Source organism: Bacteroides sp. RTP21281st1_H5_RTP21281_210402, from assembly GCF_040918965.1.
Classification (GTDB): Bacteria; Bacteroidota; Bacteroidia; order Bacteroidales; family Bacteroidaceae; genus Bacteroides; species Bacteroides congonensis.
The window spans coordinates 219,181-242,684 of the sequence record NZ_JBCOWR010000002.1 but is presented as its reverse complement, the minus strand read 5'-3'; the positions used below and the strand labels follow the sequence as shown (position 1 = coordinate 242,684).

The window sequence follows — 23,504 nt, the reverse complement described above, 5'->3', positions numbered from 1 at the left end:
GTATCGAAGAAATAGCCTGGCGTCAGGGATGGATTCCTACGGAACAGTTGCTTCTGTTGGGACAGCGGCTCGAAAAGACCGAGTATGGAAAATACCTTATTGAATTGGCGAAACAATCCTAAAATCAACATAATAAATAACATATGAAAACTTATCTAGTGACCGGTGCCGCAGGTTTTATCGGCGCGAATTACATTAAGTACATCTTGGGCAAGTATAGCGACGTCAAAGTCGTGATACTGGACGCTCTGACGTATGCGGGTAACTTGGGGACGATTGCCAAAGACATCGACAACGAACGCTGCTTTTTTATCAAGGGAGATATTTGCAGCCGCGATGTGGTGGACGGTCTTTTTGCTGAGTATCGTTTTGACTATGTGGTGAATTTTGCTGCCGAAAGTCATGTAGACCGCAGTATCGAAAATCCGCAACTGTTCCTGATTACGAATATTCTCGGGACACAGAACTTGTTGGATTGCGCACGTCGCGCATGGGTGATGGGTAAAGACGAACATGGTTACCCGACCTGGAGAAAGGGCGTACGCTATCATCAGGTATCTACCGATGAGGTGTACGGTTCGCTCGGAGCTGAAGGGTATTTCACCGAGGCTACCCCGCTTTGTCCTCACAGCCCGTACAGTGCTTCCAAAACGAGTGCGGATATGTTCGTAATGGCTTATCATGACACGTATAAGATGCCGGTTACGATTACCCGCTGTTCAAACAACTATGGCCCGTATCATTTTCCTGAGAAGTTGATTCCGTTGATAATCAAGAATATCCTCGAAGGAAAGCATCTGCCTGTCTACGGTGACGGCAGCAACGTGCGCGACTGGCTTTATGTGGAAGACCACTGCAAAGCGATTGACGTCGTAGTGCGTGAAGGCAAGGAAGGTGAAGTGTACAACGTAGGCGGACACAACGAGAAGACAAATCTCGAAATTGTGAAGTTGACTATCTCTACCATTCACCGTCTGATGACGGAGAACCCCGAATATCGCAAGATTCTCAAGAAGAAAGTGAAAGATGCCAACGGTGAGATTTCTATTGATTGGATTAACGAAGACCTGATTACTTTTGTCAAAGACCGTTTGGGACACGACCAGCGTTACGCTATCGACCCGACGAAGATTACAGATGCTTTAGGCTGGTATCCGGAAACAAAATTCGAAGTTGGAATTGTGAAGACTATCGAATGGTATTTGGAAAATCAAGCCTGGGTGGAAGAAGTTACCAGTGGCGATTATCAGGGATATTACGAAAAGATGTACGGAAAATAAAGAAGAGTTCTTAAATTGAATGAATGAAGAGTTTTCTTCATTCTTCATTTTTAAAGAACCATTCCGATAGATAAAAGAATACCCATAAGCAGCATATTGCGCGAAGTCTCGCCTAATATGCTGTTTAATTTTTTGCCACTGTATATATTTACCATCCGTCTCCAGGTGAGGAAATGCGGAATCAGGTAAAGTTGCGGGAGAAGGGCGGCATAGATATGTCCTTCAAAAAGGAAAAACAGGCAGAGGAGAGAAGCCGCAATTCCCAGTGTCAGATAGAAATAGCGTCCGAACTTCTCACCGAAACGGACAATAACCGTTCGTTTTCCGCTCCGTGCATCCGCTTCGCGGTCGCGGTAGTTGTTCACTACCAGCAGGGTGTCGATAAGCAGTCCGCAGACAAGGGAAGCGACGGTGACGTCCGGTGTCCATGTCAACGCTTGCACATAATAAGTTCCGCCCACGGGTACGAATCCAAAAAAGACAATGACCAGTATATCTCCCCAACCATTGTAGGAGAGGGGATAAGGCCCCGTAGTATAAAGAAAAGCGAATAATACGCAAAGTACTCCGACTATAATAAGCTCCCATCCGGCAAAGAAAAGCAATGTGCAACCGATAAGACAGGCAAGGGCAACGGTCACAATAATTCCTGTTTTCATCGCTTGCGGAGAAATCCATCCTTGCGCGCAGGCGCGTTCAGGGCCCAGGCGGTCTTCACGGTCGGTTCCTTTGAGAAAGTCGAAAAGGTCATTGATGAAATTGGCGGCAATCTGCATCAAACTCGCAAACAGGCAGCAGATAAGTGCGGGCAACCAATGAAAATGTCCGTCCATCGTGGCGAGTGCCGTACCTATCAATACGGGGGTGATAGCTCCTGTGAGTGTCTTGGGACGTGCTGCTAATATCCATGCTTGTAATGAGTTACGCTTTACTGCTTCCATACTTTTATATATTATAAAGAGTTTTGACGGACAAAGATACATGATTTTTCGTATCTTTACGCCCCAAAAAACTTCAAACTATAGAGAATATATGGAGAAGATTGAGGAAATATGTAAAGAAGATTAAGAAGGTATGCAGAGAAAACTAAGAGCAATAGAAAAATAACTAAGAGAAAAATAGAGAGAATATTAAGAGATAAATAAATAGAAAATGAAGAAAACAATATACCCTTTTATCCTGTTGACGTTGCTTTTGTTGGTTTCTTGCAAATCGAAAAAGAACCTGGTAGCAACCTTGCCACGCCCAGTTTTGAACATCGACTCCGTCTCCACGGATATAACGGATACTACCGGCGCCATTGCCGAAATGTTCAATCCCGACCATTCGCAACTCAAAGACTTGGACGTCTCAAAAAACAAGAAACGTACACCCAAGAAACAAGAAAACCTTGCCGATTACAAACACTCTGATTGGGTGCTTCGTGGCACAAAAATAACCTCTTCGACAGTCAAACTTTCTTCTGCCTATGCGGGCATAGACCGTGTCGTGAACTACGACTTTACTCACCGTGACGTTCCCGAAGCATTCGAGGGTTTCCGCATCGCTTTCATATCCGATTTGCATTATAAGAGCTTATTTAAAGAACAAGGCTTGAACAGCCTTGTCAATCTCTTGATTGCTCAAAAGGCGGATGTTCTCTTGATGGGCGGTGATTACCAGGAAGGCTGCGAATACGTAGAACCTCTATTTGCCGCACTTTCGCGCGTAAAGACACCGATGGGAACTTATGGAGTGATGGGGAATAACGACTATGAACGTTGCCACGACGATATTGTACGTACGATGGAATATTACGGAATGCGTGTGCTGGAACATAAAGTGGATACGCTTCGCAAAGACGGCCAGCAGATTCTCATCGCCGGAGTGCGCAACCCTTTCGACCTTGCCCGCAATGGCGTATCACCGTCTTTGGCACTTTCTCCCAGAGATTTCGTGATCCTGCTGGTACATACACCGGATTATATAGAAGACGTTTCGATAGCCAACACCGATCTTGCCCTGGCGGGACATACACATGGCGGACAAGTCCGTATCTTCGGAGTGGCTCCGATACTGCCCTCACATTACGGCAATCGTTTTGTGACCGGCTTGGCATATAACTCAGCAAAGATTCCTTTGATAGTCACCAACGGTATCGGCACTTCACAAATGCCGATTCGTATCGGTGCTCCGGCAGAAATAATAATGATAACGCTCCATCGGTTGACAGAGTAAATACACTTTCTTGCACGACTTTTTGTAGAATCTCACACTTTTATGCACGACTTTTCGTGCAAGTACTATATTTTCTTGCACGACTTTGTATGAGTCCACCTTTATTTATTCAGGATTAGATGACAAATTACCCGTTGTATTCCGTCGGGTATGTGCTTTAAGTATTTCTCAAGCCTTTTATAGCTTCCCAAACCTTCGGATGCAGAAAATATCGGACATCCTTTCCTGCGTCCAAAGCCTCACGTATAAACGTAGAACTGATTTCGAACACAGGGGAGTGAACGAGACGTACCGTTTCCGGCAATTCCTCTTCGTTCACGGGAAAGCCCGGACGGGGATAAATGATGATTTGGTTCTCCTTGATGATACGCTCCGACTGATACCAACGGTCGAAGCGTGCCCAATTATCCGAACCGATGATAAAATGAAATTCACGTTCGGGATACGCTTCGCGCAATTTCTCCAATGTATGTACGCTGTAAGAAGGGCGTGGCAGATGACACTCGAAATCCGAGACTTGGAAGCGAGGGTAATCACTGATAGATAACCCGACTAATTGAAGACGGAGCTCGTCACTCCATAACTCATCCTGCGTTTTTAAAGGGTTTTGCGGGCTGACTATAAACCAAATTTCGTCCAATCCCTCGTACTCACAAAGATAATTGGCTAAAGCGAGATGCCCGATATGAATCGGATTGAATGACCCGCTAAAGATTCCAATTTTTGGTTTGCTGACTTTTTCCGCCATCCCTCTACTTCGTTATTTTTCCAAGAATTCCCTGATAACCTTCAAAGCTTCCCCCTTAGCTATTTCCAAATTATCATTCACGATGACACAATCAAACTGCGGAGCAAAACCTAATTCATACTCTGCCTTCGCGATGCGGCTTTCAATCACCTCAGGCGCATCTGTTCCGCGACCTTCCAACCGGCAGCGCAGTTCTTCCACCGAAGGCGGCTGTACGAACACCGACAAAGCCCGGTCGCCATAAAACTTCTTGATATTGCACCCGCCTACCACATCGACATCGAATACCACATTCTGTCCGGCTTCCAGTTGCTTCTCCACTTGTGCTTTCAGCGTGCCGTAATAGCGGTCTTTGTATACTTCTTCGTATTCAAGAAATTCATTGTTCTCTATGCGGCAGCGAAACTCTTCGGGAGTAAGAAAGAAATATTCAATCCCGTGCTGCTCTGTTCCACGCGGCGGACGACTGGTGGCAGAGATAGAAAACGCAAGATTCAAGTTCTGCGTCAGCAGATAATTGATGATAGTAGATTTGCCTGACCCTGACGGAGCAGAGAAAATAATTAATTTGCCTGTCATTGGTGAAATGATTTGAATTACACTCAAAATTTAAATTACATTCAATGTTTAAATTACATTCAAGACTTGAATTACATAACGTTCAACACCTGCTCCTTAATCTGTTCCAACTCATCCTTCATCTGAACGACGATTTTCTGCATTTCTGCGTGATTGGACTTGCTGCCCAGCGTATTGATTTCACGCCCCATCTCCTGAGCGATAAATCCGAGTTTCTTGCCCTGTCCGTTACCACTTTCCATCGTACTGATAAAATATTTCAGATGATTGCCCAAGCGTTGCTTCTCTTCGTTCACGTCTAGCTTCTCGATATAATAAATCAACTCCTGCTCCAGGCGGTTCTTATCGTAATCCACGCTCAAAGTCTTTTCGAGAGCATCCGTGATACGTTCTTTCACCTTCTCTACACGTTCCTTCTCGTACGGAGTGATTTTTTCGAGCAAGCTATTGATATTCGTAATCTTCTCACGGAATTTCTTTTCCAGTGCGGCGCCTTCCTGCTTGCGGAAATCCACCAGATGGCCGACCGCTTCGAGTACAGTGGCATGAACCGTATTCCATTCCTCTTCCGAAAGTTCCTGAATTTCCGTTTTCGACATCACGTCCGGCATGCGGAGCAATACCTGAAGCCAGTCTCCCGGTTCCGGACGAGGAATACCCAGTTCGTTGCAGATTGAATCCAGTTGAAGATAGTAATTTTCAAGAATTGCTTTATTGACAGGGATAGCGTCCGCACCCTCTTTCTTCTCAATCCACAGGCTGAAGTCAACCTTTCCACGTTCCAGCACTTTCGAAATCTCGTTGCGGATTTCAATCTCTTTTTCACGGTAAGCCGGAGCAATACGGGTGGACAAGTCCATCGCTTTGCTGTTGAGCGACTTGATTTCTACATTTATTTTTTTATCGGGGAGTTCGGCCGTAGCTTTGCCGTATCCTGTCATAGACTGTATCATAAACTTAAAGTTTTGTGCAAAAGTACACGAATATTTTAAGAATTGGAAATAATCACGTAAATTTGCGACAATTTAATAAGTTGATTTTTATGTCGTGTATACTGAATATTGAAACCTCTACCTCTGTTTGCTCGGTAGCGGCCAGTCAAGACGGACAGACGATTTTTGTGAAAGAAGACTTGAAAGGCCCTTCACACGCCGTGTCTCTGGGAGTATTTGTAGATGAAGCGTTGTCGTTCATTGACAGTCATGCCATCCCGTTGGATGCGGTCGCGGTGAGTTGCGGCCCGGGTTCTTACACAGGACTTCGGATAGGGGTTTCGATGGCGAAAGGAGTTTGTTACGGACGCAATGTCCCCTTGATAGGAATACAGACGCTTGAAGTATTGAGCGTCCCCGTGCTGTTGTATCACGACCTGCCCGAAGACGCGTTGCTCTGCCCGATGATAGATGCACGCCGCATGGAAGTCTACGCGGGCATCTACGACCGGGGCTTGAACGTGAAGCGTGCCATCGCCGCCGACATCGTCGACGAAACGTCTTATCTGGAATATCTCGACCGCCAGCCTGTCTACTTCTACGGCAACGGAGCCGCCAAATGCCGCGAAAAGATTACGCATCCCAACGCGCATTTTATCGATGACATCCACCCGCTGGCAAAAATGATGTTCCCGCTGGCAGAGAAAGCGGTAGCCACCGAAGATTACAAAGACGTGGCCTACTTCGAACCTTTCTACCTGAAAGAATTCGTAGCTTCCATGCCTAAAAAACTATTATAAGACTTGCTTGTTATGAATTATCCATCATCCATTGTAGAATTATCCATTAAAGATATGCAATATAACACTCAACAGAAAAGAATGCCGCTTCCTGAATACGGACGCAGCATCCAGAACATGGTCGATTATGCATTGACTATCCAGGATCGTGCAGAACGTCAGCGTTGTGCCAACACTATCATCAACATCATGGGAAATATGTTCCCTCATCTGCGTGATGTGCCCGATTTCAAGCATAAATTGTGGGATCACCTCGCCATCATGTCCGGTTTCGAACTGGATATCGACTATCCTTATGAAATTATCCGTGAAGATAACCTGGTGACACGTCCTGACCACATTCCTTATTACACCTCCCGTATGCGTTACCGTCACTACGGACGCACATTGGAAATCCTGATAAAGAAAGCCATCGAATTTCCCGAAGGAAACGAAAAGAGAAACCTCGTAGCCCTCATCTGCAACCACATGAAGAAGGACTACATGGCATGGAACAAGGATACGGTAGACGACAAGAAGATTGCCGAAGACCTCTACGAGCTTTCTGACGGCAAACTTCAGATGACGGATGATATCGTCCGCCTGATGGCAGAACGTTTGAACCAGAACTATCGTCCGAAGACGAACTATACCAATAACCGTCAGAACACTAAGAGAAGATATTAGGAAAAAGTATTAGGGATTAAGTAAATACCTGATATTTAATGCCTGCTACTTTGATACATGACGCTAATACTTAATACTTAAAACTAAATATCAATGGCTTCATTTGTAATTGAAGGGGGACATCGGCTCTGCGGGGAAATTCATCCGCAAGGTGCCAAAAACGAAGTTTTGCAGATAATCTGTGCCACGTTGCTGACCAGTGAGGAAGTGACAGTGAACAATATACCTGACATTTTGGATGTCAACAACCTGATACAGCTCCTGCGTGAGATGGGTGTCACAGTTGCAAAAAAAAGCATTGACTCTTATAGCTTTAAGGCTGAAAACGTAGACCTCGCTTATCTCGAGAGCGATGAATTTCTGAAGAAATGTTCCAGTCTGCGTGGTTCAGTGATGCTAATCGGGCCGATGGTTGCACGCTTCGGCAAAGCACTGATATCCAAACCGGGTGGAGACAAAATCGGTCGTCGTCGCCTGGACACTCACTTTGTCGGCATTCAAGCCCTGGGCGCGGATTTCCGCTACGACGAGGAACGTGGAATCTACGAAATCACCGCCGACAAGCTTCGCGGTAACTATATGTTGCTCGACGAAGCATCCGTCACCGGAACCGCCAATATAGTGATGGCCGCCGTACTTGCCAAAGGCACTACCACCATCTACAACGCTGCCTGCGAACCGTACTTGCAACAGCTCTGCCGCCTGCTCAACCGCATGGGAGCGAAAATCAGCGGCATCGCATCCAACCTCCTCACCATCGAAGGCGTGGAAGCACTGCATGGCGCGCAACACACCGTACTGCCCGATATGATTGAAGTCGGCAGTTTCATCGGCATGGCAGCCATGACAAAAAGCGAAATAACCATAAAGAATGTCTCTTACGAGAATCTGGGCATCATCCCCGAGAACTTCCGCCGTTTGGGCATCAAGCTCGAACAAAGAGGGGACGACATTTACGTTCCTGCGCAAGAGACATACGAGATAGAATCCTTTATCGACGGCTCCATCATGACCATAGCCGACGCCACCTGGCCGGGACTGACACCTGACTTACTGAGTGTGATGCTCGTAGTAGCCACCCAAGCCAAAGGAAGCGTACTCATCCATCAGAAAATGTTCGAAAGCCGCCTGTTCTTTGTAGACAAACTCATAGACATGGGCGCGCAAATCATTCTCTGTGACCCTCACCGTGCCGTAGTCATCGGACACAACCACGGCTTCAAGCTGCGCGGTGCCCGCATGACGTCTCCGGACATACGTGCCGGTATCGCCCTTCTGATTGCTGCCATGAGCGCCGAGGGAACCAGCACCATTAGTAATATTGAACAAATAGACCGCGGCTATCAGAACATCGAAGGACGTCTGAACGCCATCGGAGCCCGAATCACCCGAATATGATAAAGAAAGAAGAAGTATATAAAATAGGATTATTCAACAAACCTCACGGCATTCACGGCGAGTTACAGTTCACTTTCACGGACGATATTTTCGACCGGGCGGACTGCGATTATCTGGTCTGCCTGCTCGACGGCATCTTCGTGCCCTTCTTCATCGAAGAATACCGCTTCCGTTCAGACTCCACCGCCCTGGTGAAACTGGAAGGAATAGATACCGCCGAACGTGCCCGGATGTTCACCAATATAGAAGTTTACTTCCCCGTGAAGCACGCTGAAGAAGCCGAAGACGGCGAATTGTCCTGGAACTTCTTTATCGGTTTCCAGATGGAAGACATCCACCACGGGTCTTTGGGCGAAGTGGTCGATGTAGATACAACCACCGTTAATACCCTCTTCGTAATCGAAAAAGATGATGAAGAACTGTTGGTTCCCGCCCAGGAAGAATTTATCCTAGGCATAGACCAGAAACAAAAACTCATTACTGTAGAGCTTCCCGAAGGGTTGCTGAACCTGGATGAGCTAGAGGCGGATGACACGGCTTCCGGATAAAATCAGGCACGGATGACACGGTTCCCTTGCGAACCTTGATTGACAAAAACCGTGAAATCCGTGTGAACCGTGCCTGAAAAATAGTACAAGTCCCGAATTTTTATTTTTAATTTTTTAATAACCAAAGATGCCGAAGAAAAGACGAAGTAAAGCTTTCTGGAAAAATTTCAAGTTCAAGTATAAACTGACGATTGTCAATGAGAATACGCTTGAAGAGATTGTGGGACTTCGTGTATCCAAACTCAATGGCCTTTCGGTGTTACTCTGTGTACTGGCAGTACTTTTCCTGATTGCCGCCTGCATCATTGCCTTTACTCCTTTACGCAACTACCTTCCGGGCTACATGAACAGTGAAGTCCGTTCCCAAATTGTAGACAACGCCCTGCGTGTGGACTCCCTGCAAGAGGTTCTCAACCGGCAGAACCTTTACATTATGAACATTCAGGATATTTTCAGCGGTAAAGTCCCTATCGACAGCGTACAGACGCTCGACTCACTGACCGCCGTCCGTGAAGACACATTGATGGAACGCACCAAGCGCGAAGAAGAATTCCGCCGCCAGTACGAGGAAAACGAGAAATACAACCTGACATCCATCACTTCCCAACCGGACGTAACGGGGTTAATCCTGTATCGCCCCACCCGTGGAATGGTTTCCGACCACTTCAACGCAGAAAAGAAACATTTCGGCACGGACATTGCCGCCAACCCCAACGAGAGTGTGCTGGCTACGATGGACGGAACCGTTATCCTCAGCACATACACCGCCGAGACAGGTTATCTGATTGGCGTACAGCATAATCAGGATTTAATCTCGATTTATAAACACTGCGGTTCCCTGCTCAAAAAAGAAGGAGACCGTGTGAAAGGTGGTGAAGCCATTGCCTTAGTAGGAAACAGCGGAACTCTTAGCACAGGCCCGCATCTGCATTTCGAGCTTTGGTACAAAGGTCATCCGGTGAATCCGGAAAAATATATCGTATTTTAAAAATGAATATAGAAAAGAATAAAAAGAAGAAACAAATAGCCATCTTAGGCTCCACAGGCTCTATCGGTACACAGGCATTGCAGGTTATCGAGGAACATCCCGACCTGTACGAAGCCTATGCACTGACAGCCAACAACCGCGTGGAACTACTGATTGCCCAGGCACGGAAGTTCCAGCCGGAAGTAGTCGTGATAGCCAACGAGGAAAAGTATTCTGAACTGAAAGAAGCATTGAGCGACCTGCCCGTCAAGGTATATGCAGGAACCGACGCCATCTGTCAGATTGTGGAAGCCGGCCCCATCGACATGGTGCTGACAGCCATGGTTGGTTACGCCGGACTGAAACCTACTATTAACGCCATCCGTGCCAGGAAAGCCATCGCGCTGGCAAACAAAGAAACGCTCGTCGTAGCCGGCGAACTGATTAATCAATTAGCGCAACAATACCGCACACCGATTTTGCCCGTAGATTCCGAACACTCGGCTGTTTTCCAGTGTTTGGCAGGAGAAGTCGGCAATCCGATAGAAAAAGTAATACTAACCGCTTCAGGCGGCCCTTTCCGCACCTGCACCCTGGAACAACTAAAATCTGTTACCAAAGCGCAAGCCCTGAAGCATCCCAACTGGGAGATGGGAGCCAAGATAACCATCGACTCCGCCTCCATGATGAACAAAGGTTTCGAAGTAATCGAAGCCAAATGGCTGTTTGGCGTCCAGCCCAGCCAAATCGAAGTAGTGGTACATCCCCAATCCGTCATCCACTCGATGGTGCAGTTTGAGGACGGTGCAGTGAAAGCCCAACTAGGCATGCCCGATATGCGCCTGCCCATCCAGTACGCTTTCTCTTACCCCGACCGTATCAGCTCTTCTTTCGAGCGTCTCGACTTTGCCAAGTGCACAAACCTGACATTCGAGCAACCGGATACAAAACGATTCCGTAACCTCGCCCTGGCCTATGAAGCCATGTACCGGGGTGGCAATATGCCTTGTATCGTCAATGCCGCCAACGAAGTAGTGGTAGCCTCCTTCCTGAAAGACGGCATCAGCTTCCTCGCCATGAGCGATGTAATAGAAAAGACCATGGAACGCGCTATGTTTATAGCGAATCCTACATATGACGACTATGTAGCCACCGACGCAGAAGCACGAAGAATAGCTTCCGAACTCGTGTGCCGGCAAAGTCTCTGAGCAAAAAACGGTAATTCGTAAATAGTATTTTGTAAATAGTAATTAGTAAATTGTAAATAGTAAATAATAAACATGGAAACATTTTTGATTCGTGCCCTGCAATTGATTATGAGCTTGTCTTTGCTCGTCGTCATTCATGAAGGCGGGCATTTTCTCTTTGCCCGTTTGTTTAAGGTACGCGTAGAAAAATTCTGCTTATTCTTTGACCCTTGGTTCACCCTGTTTAAGTTCAAACCGAAGAAAAGTGAAACAGAATATGCCGTAGGCTGGCTGCCACTGGGCGGCTACGTAAAGATAGCCGGTATGATTGATGAATCAATGGATACCGAACAGATGAAACAACCCGAACAACCGTGGGAATTCCGTTCCAAACCGGCGTGGCAACGCCTGTTAATCATGGTTGGCGGCGTACTGTTCAACTTCCTGCTGGCGCTCTTCATCTACTCAATGATACTTTTTGCCTGGGGCGACCAATATATAAAGGTACAGGAAGCTCCCCTCGGTATGGACTTCAACGAAACCGCCAAATCAGTCGGCTTCCGGGACGGTGACATACTTCTCTCTGCCGACGGCGTTCCTTTTGAACGTTATGACGGCGATATGTTAAGCCAAATAGCCGATGCCCGTGAAGTAAGCGTTCTCCGTAACGGCGCGAAAGCATCTGTTTACATTCCCGAAGACCTGATGCAACGCCTGTTGGCAGACAGCGTCCGCTTTGCATCCTATCGTTTCCCATACGTTATCGACAGTGTAATGGTGAACTCTCCCGCCGCACAGGCAGGCATCCTGCCGGGTGACAGCATCATCGCCCTGAACGGAAAACCAATCTCCTTCTCCGACTTCAAAGAAACGATGGCAGAGCGTAAGAAAAACGAAGCCACTCTGCTCAAAGACAGCATCGACCCGCGTCTCATCACACTGACCTACGTACGTGGTGGCGCGACAGACACATTAAGCATGCGTGTAGACTCCGCCTACCTTATGGGAGTATCCGCCTGCCTGGTGACAGACCGTCTGCTGCCAATGGTGAAGAAACAATACGCTTTCCTCGAATCTTTCCCCGCCGGTGTATCCCTCGGTGTAAAAACCCTGAAAGGTTACGTTGGCAACATGAAATACCTTTTCTCCAAAGAAGGAGCGAAGCAACTGGGTGGTTTCGGAACCATAGGCAGTATCTTCCCCGCAACATGGGACTGGCATCAATTCTGGTACATGACAGCCTTCCTTTCCATTATCCTGGCTTTCATGAACATCCTGCCCATCCCCGCACTTGACGGTGGTCACGTCCTGTTCCTGTTCTATGAAATGATAGCCCGTCGCAAACCAAGCGACAAGTTCATGGAGTATGCCCAGATGACCGGTATGGTTTTGCTTTTCGGCCTGCTGATTTGGGCGAATTTTAATGATATATTGAGGTTCTTCTTCTAACTTCTAAAAAATAGGTTTAGGCACGGATTACACGGATTTCACGGTTTTGGTTAATCACATCATAAATGATTAACTACCGTGAAATCCGCGTAATCCGTGCCTTTTCATTTTCAATTTAACTTGTTTGGATTGTACGTTTCTATTTAACGTAACCATGTGGACTGCTCTTATATCGAACTGACGTTATTTGCTTTTTAGCGTAGAAGGCTGTGACAACCTCAAACTGCTGACGATAGCCGCCACAACAGCAAATCCGCTTCCTACCATCAAGCAGACAGCCGTGCTCCGGTCATGTGTGACAAAGCTGAAAAGCAAAGCCACCAACGTCGTTCCCGTTGTCTGTCCCATCAAGCGAGCCATCCCCAACATTCCACTGGCTCCGCCCGAACGCTGTGTCGGAGCTGAAGAGATAATCGTACTGTTATTAGGCGTCTGAAACAGCCCGAATCCCGCACCGCATAACATCAACCTCAAAATAATACTGATATCAGACGACTCGGCAGTCAGGCTTGAAAGCGAGAACAGCCCGACGGCAAACAGAACCATCCCGATGCTCCCCAATATCCCCGGATGAATCCGTTCGACGAGATATCCCGCCAACGGTGCCGTGACAAGCGTTGCCAACGGCCACGGAGTGAGCAGCAACCCGGTCATCACCTCGCTATGCCCTAACGTATTCTGAAGGAAAAACGGCAAAGACACCATTGCCGACATCTGCGCAATAAACGAACAAATGGAAGTCAGGATAGACAACCGGAAAATCGGTATCCGCAGCAAATCGAGCGGTAGGAGTGGGGTCGCCTGTGTCAACTGCCGACGCACATAATACGTCCCGACCACTGCCAACACCACCAACTGGACAACAAGGAAATCCATTTTCTCATGATGCGCAAACCCATCCAGCGTATAAATCAGCAACCCGAAAGTAACCGCATTCGCTATGGCGCTGATATAATCGAACTTCCGTTTCGAAAGCTCTTCCTGCTTCGGCAAATGCTTGATACCCAGTACCAGCGCCGTAATTCCCAACGGCACATTGATAGCAAACAACCAATGCCAATTGGCAATGGAAAGAATTCCACTCGCCACGGAAGGCCCGGCTGCCGCCGATATAGCCACCACCATCGCATTAATTCCCATCCCTCGCCCAATCTGACTTTTCGGGTAAATATACCGTAACTGCGCCGTATTCACACTTGTAATAGCTGAAGCGCTGAACCCTTGAAAAATACGTGCCACCGTCAGCGTCCAAAACGAATCGGACAGCGCACAAATCAGCGAAGTGATACAAAACAATCCGATGCCCGAAAGAAACACCTTCCGGTAACCTATTATTTCGCCTAAAGCGGAAAAGGACAACAGGGATATGACGATTGCCAACTGATAGCCGTTGATAATCCATGTCGTCACGGCGGGCGTGGTTCCGAAGTCGTGCGAAAGCGTAGGCAGCACGATATTGATTATATTGATGTCCAACACCGACATGCAAAGAGCGAATCCGACGGATACTACCGCCCAAATACGTTTAGGCATCGGCAATCCGTCGGATTCGTCAGATATATTATGAGTTGTATTTATTGTTTGTACCATAAAAAACTTATTCTTGTAGAAATCTCTTTTGTCCGTAAAAGTAAACAAAACAACCATACAGGTGTTTTTGTTTTCTTTGAAAAATAAGTTTTTTTAGTGGTGGAGAAGTCCTGATCTCAACTTCAGATTTACTTCAATTTCAGTGTAAGTTCTATTGCAGGTTTACCTCAATTTCAGAATCCGCTGATTACTACTCCCCCGAAACTCCAGATAAGGAGAAAAGAGCGACTGCTCGAAACGTCCGTCCACCAAAACATCAATGTATGGAAGAATGGCTTTCAACCGTGGTTCCGCCTGAATCTCCTCATACGTGTACCCGGTGTAGCACCACACATTCATCCCCGTCTCTTCTTTCACCCGCCTGGCAAGCGACAGAAATTCTTCGGGATGAAAGAAAGGATCCCCACCGGAGAAAGTCACCCCGTCCAACAACGGATTCGCTTTAATCTCCTTGATGATAGACGAAACCTTCTCTTCCGTCAACAGTTCCCCCGCTTTCGGATTCCAACTTTCCGGGTTGTGGCAACCGTGGCAGTGGTGAGCGCATCCGGCAAGATAAATAGAATACCGGATGCCTGCACCGTCCACTATTGTTTCAGGATAAGTTCCTAATAAATTCATTGGTTTACAGATGTTTCACACGGTCTTTTTCTTCCGCCCGTTTGGCAGAGTTCCATGAACTCAAGTCGCCCGTCAGATAACCCGTGATACGACGCATACGAAGAATACTTTCACTTTGGCAAACCGGGCATTTGTCGAAAATCACTCCTTTGTAACCGCAGTTGTGACAAGTGTCCACCGGGTGATTGATAGAACCGTAGCCGATTCCCTCGTCATGCATCACCTTCACAATTTTAGCGATGGCACGTACATTCTTCTGCGCTTCACCGTCCAGTTCCACATACGTGATGTGTCCGCCACGTGTGATGGCATGGAAAGGAGCTTCGCTCTTAATCTTCTCCACAATGCTGATCGGCTCTTTCACATCCACATGGAATGAGTTTACATAATAATCACGATCCGTCACTCCCGGAATCTTACCGTATTTCCGGCGATCCATCTTCGTGAAACGTCCTGAAAGCCCTTCCGCCGGAGTAGCCAATACAGAGTAATTCAGATTATATTTCTCCTTGTATTCGTCCACTACCTTATTCATCTCCATCACCGCTTCATACAGTGTGTCCCATGCCTTCCGGCTGTGTCCGTGTCCTTTTCCGTAAAGAGCCACCATCGCATTGTGTCCGCCGATAAATCCGATTCCCAGCGTACCGCTGCGCAATACATCGCCTACCTGCTCGTTCGGATTCAACTCTGCGCCACCTTTCCATACATTATTTCCCATCATGAATGGGAACTGACGAGCCAGTGCTGTGCGCTGATATTGATAACGCTCGTAAAGCTGGTCGGCCACCAAAGCAGACATCGTGTGTACAGACTCGATGAAAATCTCCTTCGCTTTCTGCTCGATAGCATCCGCATTGCGTTCGTCCTCTATCAGGTTTTCAGCCTTGATGCGGGCTTCGATAGCCAGTCTCGGCATATTCAGCGTAGTGAAAGAAAGATTACCACGTCCCAAAGAAGACTTTTCTCCCGCCACATTCTCAAATACACGTGTGCGGCAACCCATCGTAGCCAATTCGTAGATATAACGTTTCGGGTCGTCCGCTTTCCATTTCTCATTCGTGTTGAAAGGCGTGTCGAGGAACATGAAGTTCGGGAACAGCGCTTTCGCGGTAGTCTGACAAGCCTTCAGCAACAGGTCAAAGTTCGGAGCTTCGTAACTGTCTTTCATCGCATCCTCTATGTTCTCCGCTTTCATCGCTTTCTCAAAATCCTTTTCCGAGTAAGATACCCCGTCCTTTACCTTGAAAATCTGAATCGGGAATACAGGCACCTCGCCCCGTGTACCCAAGCCCTCAATCGTAGCTTTCAGCAATTCCTCAATCACCATACGGCCTTCCGCAGAAGTGTCCGTTCCGTAATTGATAGAGCTGAATACCACCTGATTACCGCCGCGTGAGTGCATCGTGTTCAGGTTGTGGATAAATCCTTCCATTGCCTGGTGCGTATCCTTGCGGGTTTGCTGGTATGCCTTCTCCGTGATGCGTGCCAGGTGTTCCTTGTCTATAATGATTTGCAGCGCTATCAATGCGATGCGTAATGTCTCGCGTTCTGCCTCAGTCGATTTGATAGACGGAAGATATTCCTTGATTAACGTGCGGATTGCCTTCTCGTCTGCCTGACTGCCATTCTCCATCGCTACATAGAAATTGATGAAAGAAGCCAGATGTCTGCGGAAAGACTTAGCCACCCCTTTCGCCATGAAGAAGTCGAAAGCGGGAATTGCCTGTCCCCCGTGTTGCTCGTTCTGATTAGTCTGGAAAATGATAGTAGCCAGTGTCGCATAGCTCTGAATACTTTGCGGGGTACGGATACTACCGTTCTTTGTGCGGAATCCACGTTCGAAAAGATCGTCCATGTCATACTGGATGCAAGTCGTTGTCTTGGTCGGATAATAATCCAGGTCGTGGATATGAATGTCGCCCAACTGGTGCGCTTCGGCAAAACGCTTCGGCAACAGATATTTATAAGTATAATCTTTGGTCACTTCAGATGCGAAAGTCATCATCTGTCCGGCAGGGGTGTGACTGCTCATGTTAGCGTTGCTCAGGTTGACGTCGTTCTTGTCAATGGCAACGATACCGTCCATCACGTGCTTCATCTGGGTTTTCTTGTCCCGCTCCGTATTCCGCCATTCGCGATAGATGATATACTTCTTCGCCACTTCCGGCCGCACCTTCATCAATGCCTTTTCCACTAAATCCTGAATCTCCTCTACGGTAATCGTAGGGTTGGCAAACTGACTGATTACATTCATCGTGATGTCAGCCACCAACTGCTGTTCATCCTGAATCCCCGTTGCATTGAATGCCTTGCTGATTGCATTCTTAATCTTACTGATAGAGAAATCTTCTCTTTTACCATCACGTTTGATGATACAAATTTCCGCGTAGTTCATAACTTTAACTCCCGAAAGTGATTAATAATATGGTTTATTTCGATTCCGGCAGGTCTTCTGACTTATCCCTCCCTCGCAGCGCCTTCCCACACCTACCGGTGCAGTGACATAGTGTGCGGATTCACAGAGAATTACAGCAGCGGGTACTGTCGCCGATTTGCACAGCGTTCCCTCATTGACTAAACCTCTTTTAGCTCCGAAAACGGATACAAAGATAGAAGATAATCCAATACCCCGGTTAGCTTTTAACATTAAATTTCGGGAAACTTTTCTTTCTCGCTGATACAGAAAGTTTTCCGTTTTGGAAAACTTTTAAGAAAATAATTCGGTTTGAAGTTTCTGATTCATTTATAAGTTGATTGCTAAAAAAACACAGAGATACTGGAACTCTGTATGTACCAGCCACAGTTTATGTGTATGTAATAATGAATTAAAAACTTTTTTGATATGAATAAATTAGAAGAACAAGTGAAGACTTCACCTATTTGCATGGCACGTATTCGTCTGTATAATTTGACGGATTTAGAACAGATGCTGGACAGTTTTTATGATTTTTATAATCATGAGGTTGATAAACCCTATTTAGTTCACGAGCAAAGGACTATTGTTCGTCTCGTAAAGCTTATAGCTTTCCAATTGCAAGACAAGACTATGCCAGTTGGAATTATAGAGAGTGTGAATGAACTGAAACGCGTTCATTTTAGATTCGTATTGCCGGAACAGAATCCTTTTAGCGTTGCTGCCCGCATTTCTTGTTTACAGCAGCTAGAGGATTATTTGGTACGATTCTTTGACTTGTTTGGATGTCGGTCAATAGGTGTCCCTTATTCTGTTGTCGAACAACTGATTCTTAAACGGATTAAAAAGTTGCTTGTTCACCAGCTTAGAGGTACGGATAAGTATCAAATGTTCAAGAAGAAATGTCCATCTTATGTTGAAAGGGTTACTCCGAAGGAAGAGATGCAGGAGCTTCAGGATCAGCAGAAAGATGAGAAGTTATTAAAGGCTGTCAGTGGGAGAATCACTAAAATCAATCCGCATTCGAAGAAGTACAGAGCTTTGAAAGAAGAACAGCTTCGGAAGATTCAGGAGATGGATTGAAATTTAGAAAAAGCGAACAGGCGAACGGAAAACACATTCGTTCGTCTGTTACTTTTTGCCTAATCTATGATTAGAGGATATTTCTAGTAAAATTACTGCAAGGCGTAGCAATAACGTAGATTACCAAGAAAAAAAGAGATTAGTCCACAATTTTATCCCATTGACCTGTTTTGTAGAATTCCAATGTTGCCTGTGCAGATATGCTTCTGAAAGGGTCGGATGATTTTGTGATATTTATTAAAACCTTTTCAGATAAGGTAGGGCATAACTTTAAACAAAATCCAGCTGCCCAAAGTCTGATGGCTTCGTCACTATTATTTAGAAAATTTTCAAACACCTCTTTTATACAATTTTGTTCTTTTGCTAAGTGGTATAAATTCAATATCTTTTTATGATATTGATTTGCTTTTTTTGAACAACCTTCATCTAACGCATTACTCTGTAGGTTTACATATTTCACAAAATATTCTTTTATCTCTTCTGTTGTCATGGTTTCCATCCAAATTTTTTTAATGTTTCTATTCCAAATTTATACTGTTGTTCGTATGTTAATGTTTTAACATAATTCCGCACTATCATGTTAGTGTTAGCCATTTTAGAACTATAATATCCTGATACTCGTTTTCTGATATTTTCACAGAAAACACATTGCCAATACTTGTTCTTATCTGTTTCATTTTTATACTATGTTATTTCGATAATTCATGGAAGAGGAAATGAAATATTATTAGCAATGATCTTTATAATACTATATGTAGAATTAAATTCAAATACATACATTTTGTAATCTTCGATATTATTTTTGAGTATAGATTTCCATTGATTCTTAAAATTAAGTAAATCAAGATCATCTTCAGAAGCTATGTAAACTCTATTAATGGTCTCAGAAGCCACGATACCAAAATTTAGTGATAAATTAGCCCAATAAACATCCTGAAATAGTAATTTTGATATACTGCCATTTCTCAATTTTATTGTAAATTCAATCACGTCATTTTTTCCGGGATTATTTCTATCGATTGTAATCCCTTTTATTTCCAAATCATGCCAATTGTAATCTTCAAATTTCATAATTACTAAATTTATTATAGTTCATACCAATGTCAATTATCAAACTTTGTATGATTATGTAAAGTTGGGCAATTTATATAAAACAACTAAATAATATAATGTTCAAAGAAATACCCTGATATTAATTAGTTATTTTATAATCAACTCATATCAGGGTAATATAATGAGATATATTAATAAAATCAATTATTCGAAGCCCGGATAGTAGAAATTATATTTACCAGTCTTTATTCGATCTATAATATCGTACGGTGTCATTACCATTCCAATTTCTGCTTCCCGATTTTTTCCACGTAGTTTGCCTACATATTTAAAATCATCATCTCCAATATGCCATACATACCATCTTTGTGAAATTTTAACCGGTTCTTCTCCCAGTTTTCTTCCGGAATCTCGAGAACCTCTGAATATAATATGTTTAATATCTCCTACATCCGGGATACTTCCAACTTTCTCCCACAATTGAAGTTTTGCTCCAGATAAAGTCACACAATGTGCATAGAACTCAACTTCCCCATTAACTATTTCAGATAATGGTGGTTGTTCATTGATTCCATATACTTTTTTGAATGCCCTGATAACATCACTGTTTAATTGAGTCAAATCAAAAGCTATCAATTGAAAGTACTTCTTTTCGTTTTCTGATATTTTCACAGAAAATACATTGCCAATGCTTGTCCGTATTCTTTTCATTTTTTTATACCAAATTGTTTCCAAAAATCAGGAGATATTGAATTTATTTTATTGTATAATTGTCCGCCATTTTTTCCCAAGCCATATTTATTGATGAAAGTTTGTTCCCAATATCTGGCTTGTTCTCTCGTTAATTTTGTGTATCCCTCTATTACGTCATATTTTAATGTTGATCTAATAGTCTTAGAGCTTAGATGTTCTGTAAAACGCACAATAGGATCACGTTCTGTTATACCTATATATCTAATTATATTATCAGCATCTACGCCTTGATAAACAACATTTGTTCCTTTCGCTTTGAATATTTTAGAAAAGATTTTCGCTCCAACTTTTCCGCTAATTTCTCCGACCGCAAACTCCGCCCCAGTCTCAATCCCCTGCTGCATCATATGCTCTCCTGCGGGATTGTAGGCTTTCTTCTCCACCATCAGGTTTTCGCCATACACCCAATTTATGAAAGAAGCAAAAGGATTGATTGTATTCTTATGATACAGATTACCGTCAATTTCTTCCAAAATCCGGTAACGTCCTACATCATCGGGAAGTTCAGTTCCTACATAGTCCCATCCTTCGCGAGTGGTCTCTCTGTTGACCGAATTTTCATCCCACAAATAGTAGTCAAAACGATCTTTAATCCAGTCTTTCCCGTCCGGGTCGCTTCTTCCTATAGGATTATTGTCGCAATAATTATACGGACTGGAAGCATAATACTTCTCGGCCATCGGATCAATAGAATGCCATCTTCCCAATGTCGCGTCATACATTCTCGCTCCGTAATCGTGCCAGTTCAACTTTTTGAAAGTATCCAGTTCCTTACCGTTATACTTGTAAGGTTGAACATTTGAAGATGACTCGAAAATCCCCCCAAAGGGATAGTAATGGTTTACTTCTTCAGCATCACCATTCTGACTGATGACCACGCGGTTGTTTCCCTGATTATCTTGAACAAAGTAATGATAAGTTGTATCCGAAAGCGAGATGTAGCCTTCTTCGGTCAGTAGTGTCGACAGAACACCATTTTCATAGATCGCATTGCCACAGTAGTCGGTTGTCAGAGTATCTCTATCACTGATATGAATTGCCCGAAGCTTCGAACCGTCTGCGGCATACAGATTGATGATTTCACCACCGACCTGAAATCCTACTCTGTCTGGCAAATTTAATGAATTATATCCAATTGCATTAATATTTCTGTTTAAATCTCTTTTTAAATTACCATTTTGATCATAAAAATATTCGAAGTCATCAGTTGCCAAATCTAAGAAGCTGAAACCACCGTCATAGACAGACTGAGAGTTGTAATCATCTACGGTCATCAATTGATTGCCGTAAAAAGTACAATATAGGTTGTCTATCAATCCGTATGTTCCTTGCGACGTCTTTCCGTAGCGCTTCAGCCTTAGGATATTGCCTTGTTTGTCATACTCGGGAATTTCTTCATTGAAACGGTCGGTATTCATTGATAGCTCCGTTCCTTCCCCGTAGATGGCACTCTTGAGCCGTGAAAGACCGTCATATGTGTACTTGTATCCCCGAAGAGTTGATTCCTTGTCCGACTGCCAGGTCATGCTGCTGATATTGCCATTGAAGCAAGGAGTATTTATACCATCCGTATAATATAAATGCTGTTTGAACTTAGGATGATTGATATCGGTCAGCCATCCTCGGAGATTATATGAATAGGTAGCGGAAGGGGATGGAGTGTCTGTTTTCTTTGTTACCAGGCGTTCTACGGCATCATATGCCTGTTCACACAACGTAATTGTTTTTCCGTTGAATGTATGCTCGGTTTTCAGTAGCTTTCCCCAGTCGTCATAGTGATAAGTATACTTCTCGGTCACAGGTCGTTGAGAAGTGTAGGCGGAGGTATGTATTGTTTCTACGGTTTGAGGCAGTCCGTTGAAAGTATACGTGGTACTCACAATATCGTGACCGCTGAGGTGGTTGGTGGACAATGTACATGAAATCCGTCCAAAATCGTCGTAGTGATATACTGTATATATCCGGTCACTGCTGTTGAATATGGAAGTACTACTTCCTGTCAGCCTGCCTTTGGCGTTCCATCGTCCGGCAGTCAACAGTGCGTCATCCGTAAACTCCGGAGTATGAAGAAAATCATAACTGTCATAATAATTAATGGTCATGACTTCTTCACGTGTGATGGGTAATGTAACATACTTGTAGCCTTCTCCTTTCACGTAAGTGGCTGTGGCATAAAAGTTATGGATATATTCACGAAGCTTTTCTGTCAATTCGTAATTAAGGTGGCAAATACCCGTCTCTGCTACTTCACCAAAAGGTGTATAGTACGTATACTTCCATTTAGATTGCTCCTCCATATTCCCGTCCTGTTCCAATACAGGACGCCCGGCTCTGTCATATATTGTCGATTCCGGAGCTCTGGAAGCAAGCGAGCGTGAGGTCTGCCGCTGACAGGCGTCGTATTTGTAACTGTATGCATAGTCATTGATACTGGGCGTAATTAACGCATAATTTCGACTTGATTTCCCGTCTAAATCGGATGCGTTCGGTGGCAGTACTTTGCAGAGGTTCCCGTGAGCGTCATATATATAATAAGTATCGCCTGCTTCGCCTGTAGTCCGGTCGTAGGAACGGGCCAGTAATAACCGTTGCTGTGAATCGACGAAGGTTAGTGATACATTTCCATCCTCATCTACAATCTTGGTGACATAAAGCTGGGCATCGGGGTAGTTTCCTGCATTTTTGAATTCAAATTCATTGAGCATCTGATATTTGCGGCAAATCAGTGAATCATTCGTCGTGCTGTTACTCAAGTATTCTGTTTTCACGGCTTTGTCTGTCATATGCCATGCCGCACCGGGGCCGGTTACTGAAGACACGCGATTTGCCATCCCTTGTTGATAGGTGGTGTGGGTGTACGCCATACTGTCGGCATAGAGCCGGAGTAGTCCCGCTTGTAAATCCTGCATGGATAGTGGAAGTCCGGTAGTGTATCCCTGCACAGGTAGGAATACGTCCATTTCCCGTCCCATACCGTCATATTGCCGGGCAACGGACAAGTCTTTCCCGTTGGTAGACGCTCCTTGGCGAATATCCTGATATTTTCTTCCGATACCGTCGAAGTAGGCGAATGTGTTAACGCTCTTTGTTCCTGTTTCATTGCAGAAGTCACGTGTACGGATGTAGTTGTAACTTGTATTTTGTGCTTCCATTGTCAGGAATGACGTTAGGAAGATTATTGTAAATAGTACCTTTTTCATAAATTATTCTTTTTTGA

Annotated in this window: 21 protein-coding genes, 1 pseudogene and 1 riboswitch; of the genes and pseudogenes, 11 read left to right on the top strand and 11 right to left on the bottom strand. The window is 44.9% G+C overall.

Annotated features, from left to right (window positions below; translation table 11 throughout):
• Both AB5443_RS04560 and rfbB read left to right on the top strand, forming a co-directional pair.
• Positions 1-122, top strand: a pseudogene (locus AB5443_RS04560) (glucose-1-phosphate thymidylyltransferase); the annotation flags it as partial.
• A 21-nt stretch (positions 123-143) separates the two neighbouring features.
• Entirely contained in the window at positions 144-1,280 is a 1,137-nt protein-coding gene (rfbB, locus tag AB5443_RS04555; protein ID WP_044654110.1) for a dTDP-glucose 4,6-dehydratase, read from the top strand.
• A 50-nt stretch (positions 1,281-1,330) separates the two neighbouring features.
• Here rfbB and AB5443_RS04550 read toward each other — a convergent pair whose 3' ends face one another.
• The gene (locus AB5443_RS04550) at positions 1,331-2,221 is read right to left on the bottom strand and encodes a 1,4-dihydroxy-2-naphthoate polyprenyltransferase (protein ID WP_073344834.1); all 891 of its coding nucleotides are present in this window, start codon (positions 2,219-2,221) and stop codon (positions 1,331-1,333) included.
• 211 nt (positions 2,222-2,432) lie between these two features.
• On the opposite strand from AB5443_RS04550, the gene AB5443_RS04545 reads away from it, so the two are divergent.
• Positions 2,433-3,497, top strand: coding sequence for a metallophosphoesterase (locus tag AB5443_RS04545; protein WP_277133925.1), 1,065 nt, complete (start codon positions 2,433-2,435; stop codon positions 3,495-3,497).
• 157 nt (positions 3,498-3,654) lie between these two features.
• On the opposite strand, the gene nadD is transcribed toward AB5443_RS04545, so the two are convergent.
• From nadD to AB5443_RS04530, 3 genes are all read right to left on the bottom strand, one after another.
• Entirely contained in the window at positions 3,655-4,245 is a 591-nt protein-coding gene (gene nadD, locus AB5443_RS04540; protein WP_277133927.1) for a nicotinate (nicotinamide) nucleotide adenylyltransferase, read from the bottom strand.
• Positions 4,246-4,257: 12 nt separating this feature from the next.
• Positions 4,258-4,824 carry a guanylate kinase gene (gene gmk, locus AB5443_RS04535; protein ID WP_022139372.1) on the bottom strand — a complete coding sequence of 189 codons (567 nt, stop codon included), beginning with the start codon at positions 4,822-4,824 and terminating at the stop codon, positions 4,258-4,260.
• A gap of 71 nt (positions 4,825-4,895) precedes the next feature.
• Positions 4,896-5,777, bottom strand: coding sequence for a YicC/YloC family endoribonuclease (locus tag AB5443_RS04530; protein ID WP_277133931.1), 882 nt, complete (start codon positions 5,775-5,777; stop codon positions 4,896-4,898).
• Positions 5,778-5,866: 89 nt separating this feature from the next.
• Here AB5443_RS04530 and tsaB point away from each other — a divergent pair, with 89 nt between their 5' ends.
• From tsaB to rseP, 7 genes are all read left to right on the top strand, one after another.
• Positions 5,867-6,556, top strand: a complete 690-nt coding sequence (gene tsaB, locus AB5443_RS04525; RefSeq protein ID WP_277133933.1) for a tRNA (adenosine(37)-N6)-threonylcarbamoyltransferase complex dimerization subunit type 1 TsaB — start codon at positions 5,867-5,869, stop codon at positions 6,554-6,556.
• Between the two features lie 54 nt (positions 6,557-6,610).
• A complete protein-coding gene (locus AB5443_RS04520; protein WP_044654931.1) occupies positions 6,611-7,222 on the top strand; it encodes a DUF4290 domain-containing protein in 612 nt (203 codons plus the stop codon).
• 93 nt (positions 7,223-7,315) lie between these two features.
• Positions 7,316-8,620: a UDP-N-acetylglucosamine 1-carboxyvinyltransferase gene (gene murA, locus AB5443_RS04515; protein WP_044654928.1), complete on the top strand. Its 1,305-nt coding sequence runs from the start codon at positions 7,316-7,318 to the stop codon at positions 8,618-8,620.
• Positions 8,617-9,168: a ribosome maturation factor RimM gene (gene rimM / locus AB5443_RS04510; protein ID WP_022139377.1), complete on the top strand. Its 552-nt coding sequence runs from the start codon at positions 8,617-8,619 to the stop codon at positions 9,166-9,168. The genes murA and rimM overlap by 4 nt, the downstream gene beginning before the upstream one ends.
• A gap of 127 nt (positions 9,169-9,295) precedes the next feature.
• Entirely contained in the window at positions 9,296-10,156 is an 861-nt protein-coding gene (locus tag AB5443_RS04505; protein WP_022139378.1) for a M23 family metallopeptidase, read from the top strand.
• 2 nt (positions 10,157-10,158) lie between these two features.
• The gene (locus AB5443_RS04500) at positions 10,159-11,343 is read left to right on the top strand and encodes a 1-deoxy-D-xylulose-5-phosphate reductoisomerase (protein WP_277133939.1); all 1,185 of its coding nucleotides are present in this window, start codon (positions 10,159-10,161) and stop codon (positions 11,341-11,343) included.
• Between the two features lie 72 nt (positions 11,344-11,415).
• On the top strand, positions 11,416-12,771 hold the full coding sequence (rseP, locus tag AB5443_RS04495; RefSeq protein WP_195407678.1) for an RIP metalloprotease RseP: 1,356 nt from the start codon (positions 11,416-11,418) through the stop codon (positions 12,769-12,771).
• 183 nt (positions 12,772-12,954) lie between these two features.
• Here rseP and AB5443_RS04490 read toward each other — a convergent pair whose 3' ends face one another.
• The 3 genes from AB5443_RS04490 to AB5443_RS04480 form a co-directional block, all read right to left on the bottom strand.
• Entirely contained in the window at positions 12,955-14,361 is a 1,407-nt protein-coding gene (locus AB5443_RS04490) for an MFS transporter (protein ID WP_277133947.1), read from the bottom strand.
• A 162-nt stretch (positions 14,362-14,523) separates the two neighbouring features.
• Positions 14,524-14,982, bottom strand: coding sequence for an anaerobic ribonucleoside-triphosphate reductase activating protein (gene nrdG / locus AB5443_RS04485; protein WP_022139386.1), 459 nt, complete (start codon positions 14,980-14,982; stop codon positions 14,524-14,526).
• Between the two features lie 4 nt (positions 14,983-14,986).
• Complete coding sequence (locus AB5443_RS04480; RefSeq protein ID WP_277133951.1) at positions 14,987-17,380, bottom strand: anaerobic ribonucleoside triphosphate reductase; 2,394 nt, start codon at positions 17,378-17,380, stop codon at positions 14,987-14,989.
• Between the two features lie 29 nt (positions 17,381-17,409).
• A riboswitch (cobalamin riboswitch) is annotated at positions 17,410-17,596 on the bottom strand.
• 231 nt (positions 17,597-17,827) lie between these two features.
• Here AB5443_RS04480 and AB5443_RS04475 point away from each other — a divergent pair.
• Entirely contained in the window at positions 17,828-18,481 is a 654-nt protein-coding gene (locus AB5443_RS04475; RefSeq protein ID WP_277133954.1) for a hypothetical protein, read from the top strand.
• 139 nt (positions 18,482-18,620) lie between these two features.
• Here the strand turns inward: AB5443_RS04475 and AB5443_RS04470 are convergent, their stop codons facing one another.
• The 4 genes from AB5443_RS04470 to AB5443_RS04455 form a co-directional block, all read right to left on the bottom strand.
• The gene (locus AB5443_RS04470) at positions 18,621-18,980 is read right to left on the bottom strand and encodes a hypothetical protein (protein WP_277133956.1); all 360 of its coding nucleotides are present in this window, start codon (positions 18,978-18,980) and stop codon (positions 18,621-18,623) included.
• A gap of 203 nt (positions 18,981-19,183) precedes the next feature.
• Positions 19,184-19,552, bottom strand: a complete 369-nt coding sequence (locus tag AB5443_RS04465; RefSeq protein ID WP_277133958.1) for a hypothetical protein — start codon at positions 19,550-19,552, stop codon at positions 19,184-19,186.
• 186 nt (positions 19,553-19,738) lie between these two features.
• Positions 19,739-20,245 carry a hypothetical protein gene (locus tag AB5443_RS04460; protein ID WP_277133960.1) on the bottom strand — a complete coding sequence of 169 codons (507 nt, stop codon included), beginning with the start codon at positions 20,243-20,245 and terminating at the stop codon, positions 19,739-19,741.
• Positions 20,242-23,487 (bottom strand): RHS repeat domain-containing protein, encoded by a 3,246-nt coding sequence (locus AB5443_RS04455; protein WP_277133962.1) that lies wholly within the window; start codon positions 23,485-23,487, stop codon positions 20,242-20,244. The genes AB5443_RS04460 and AB5443_RS04455 overlap by 4 nt, the downstream gene beginning before the upstream one ends.
• Between the last annotated feature and the right edge of the window lie 17 nt (positions 23,488-23,504).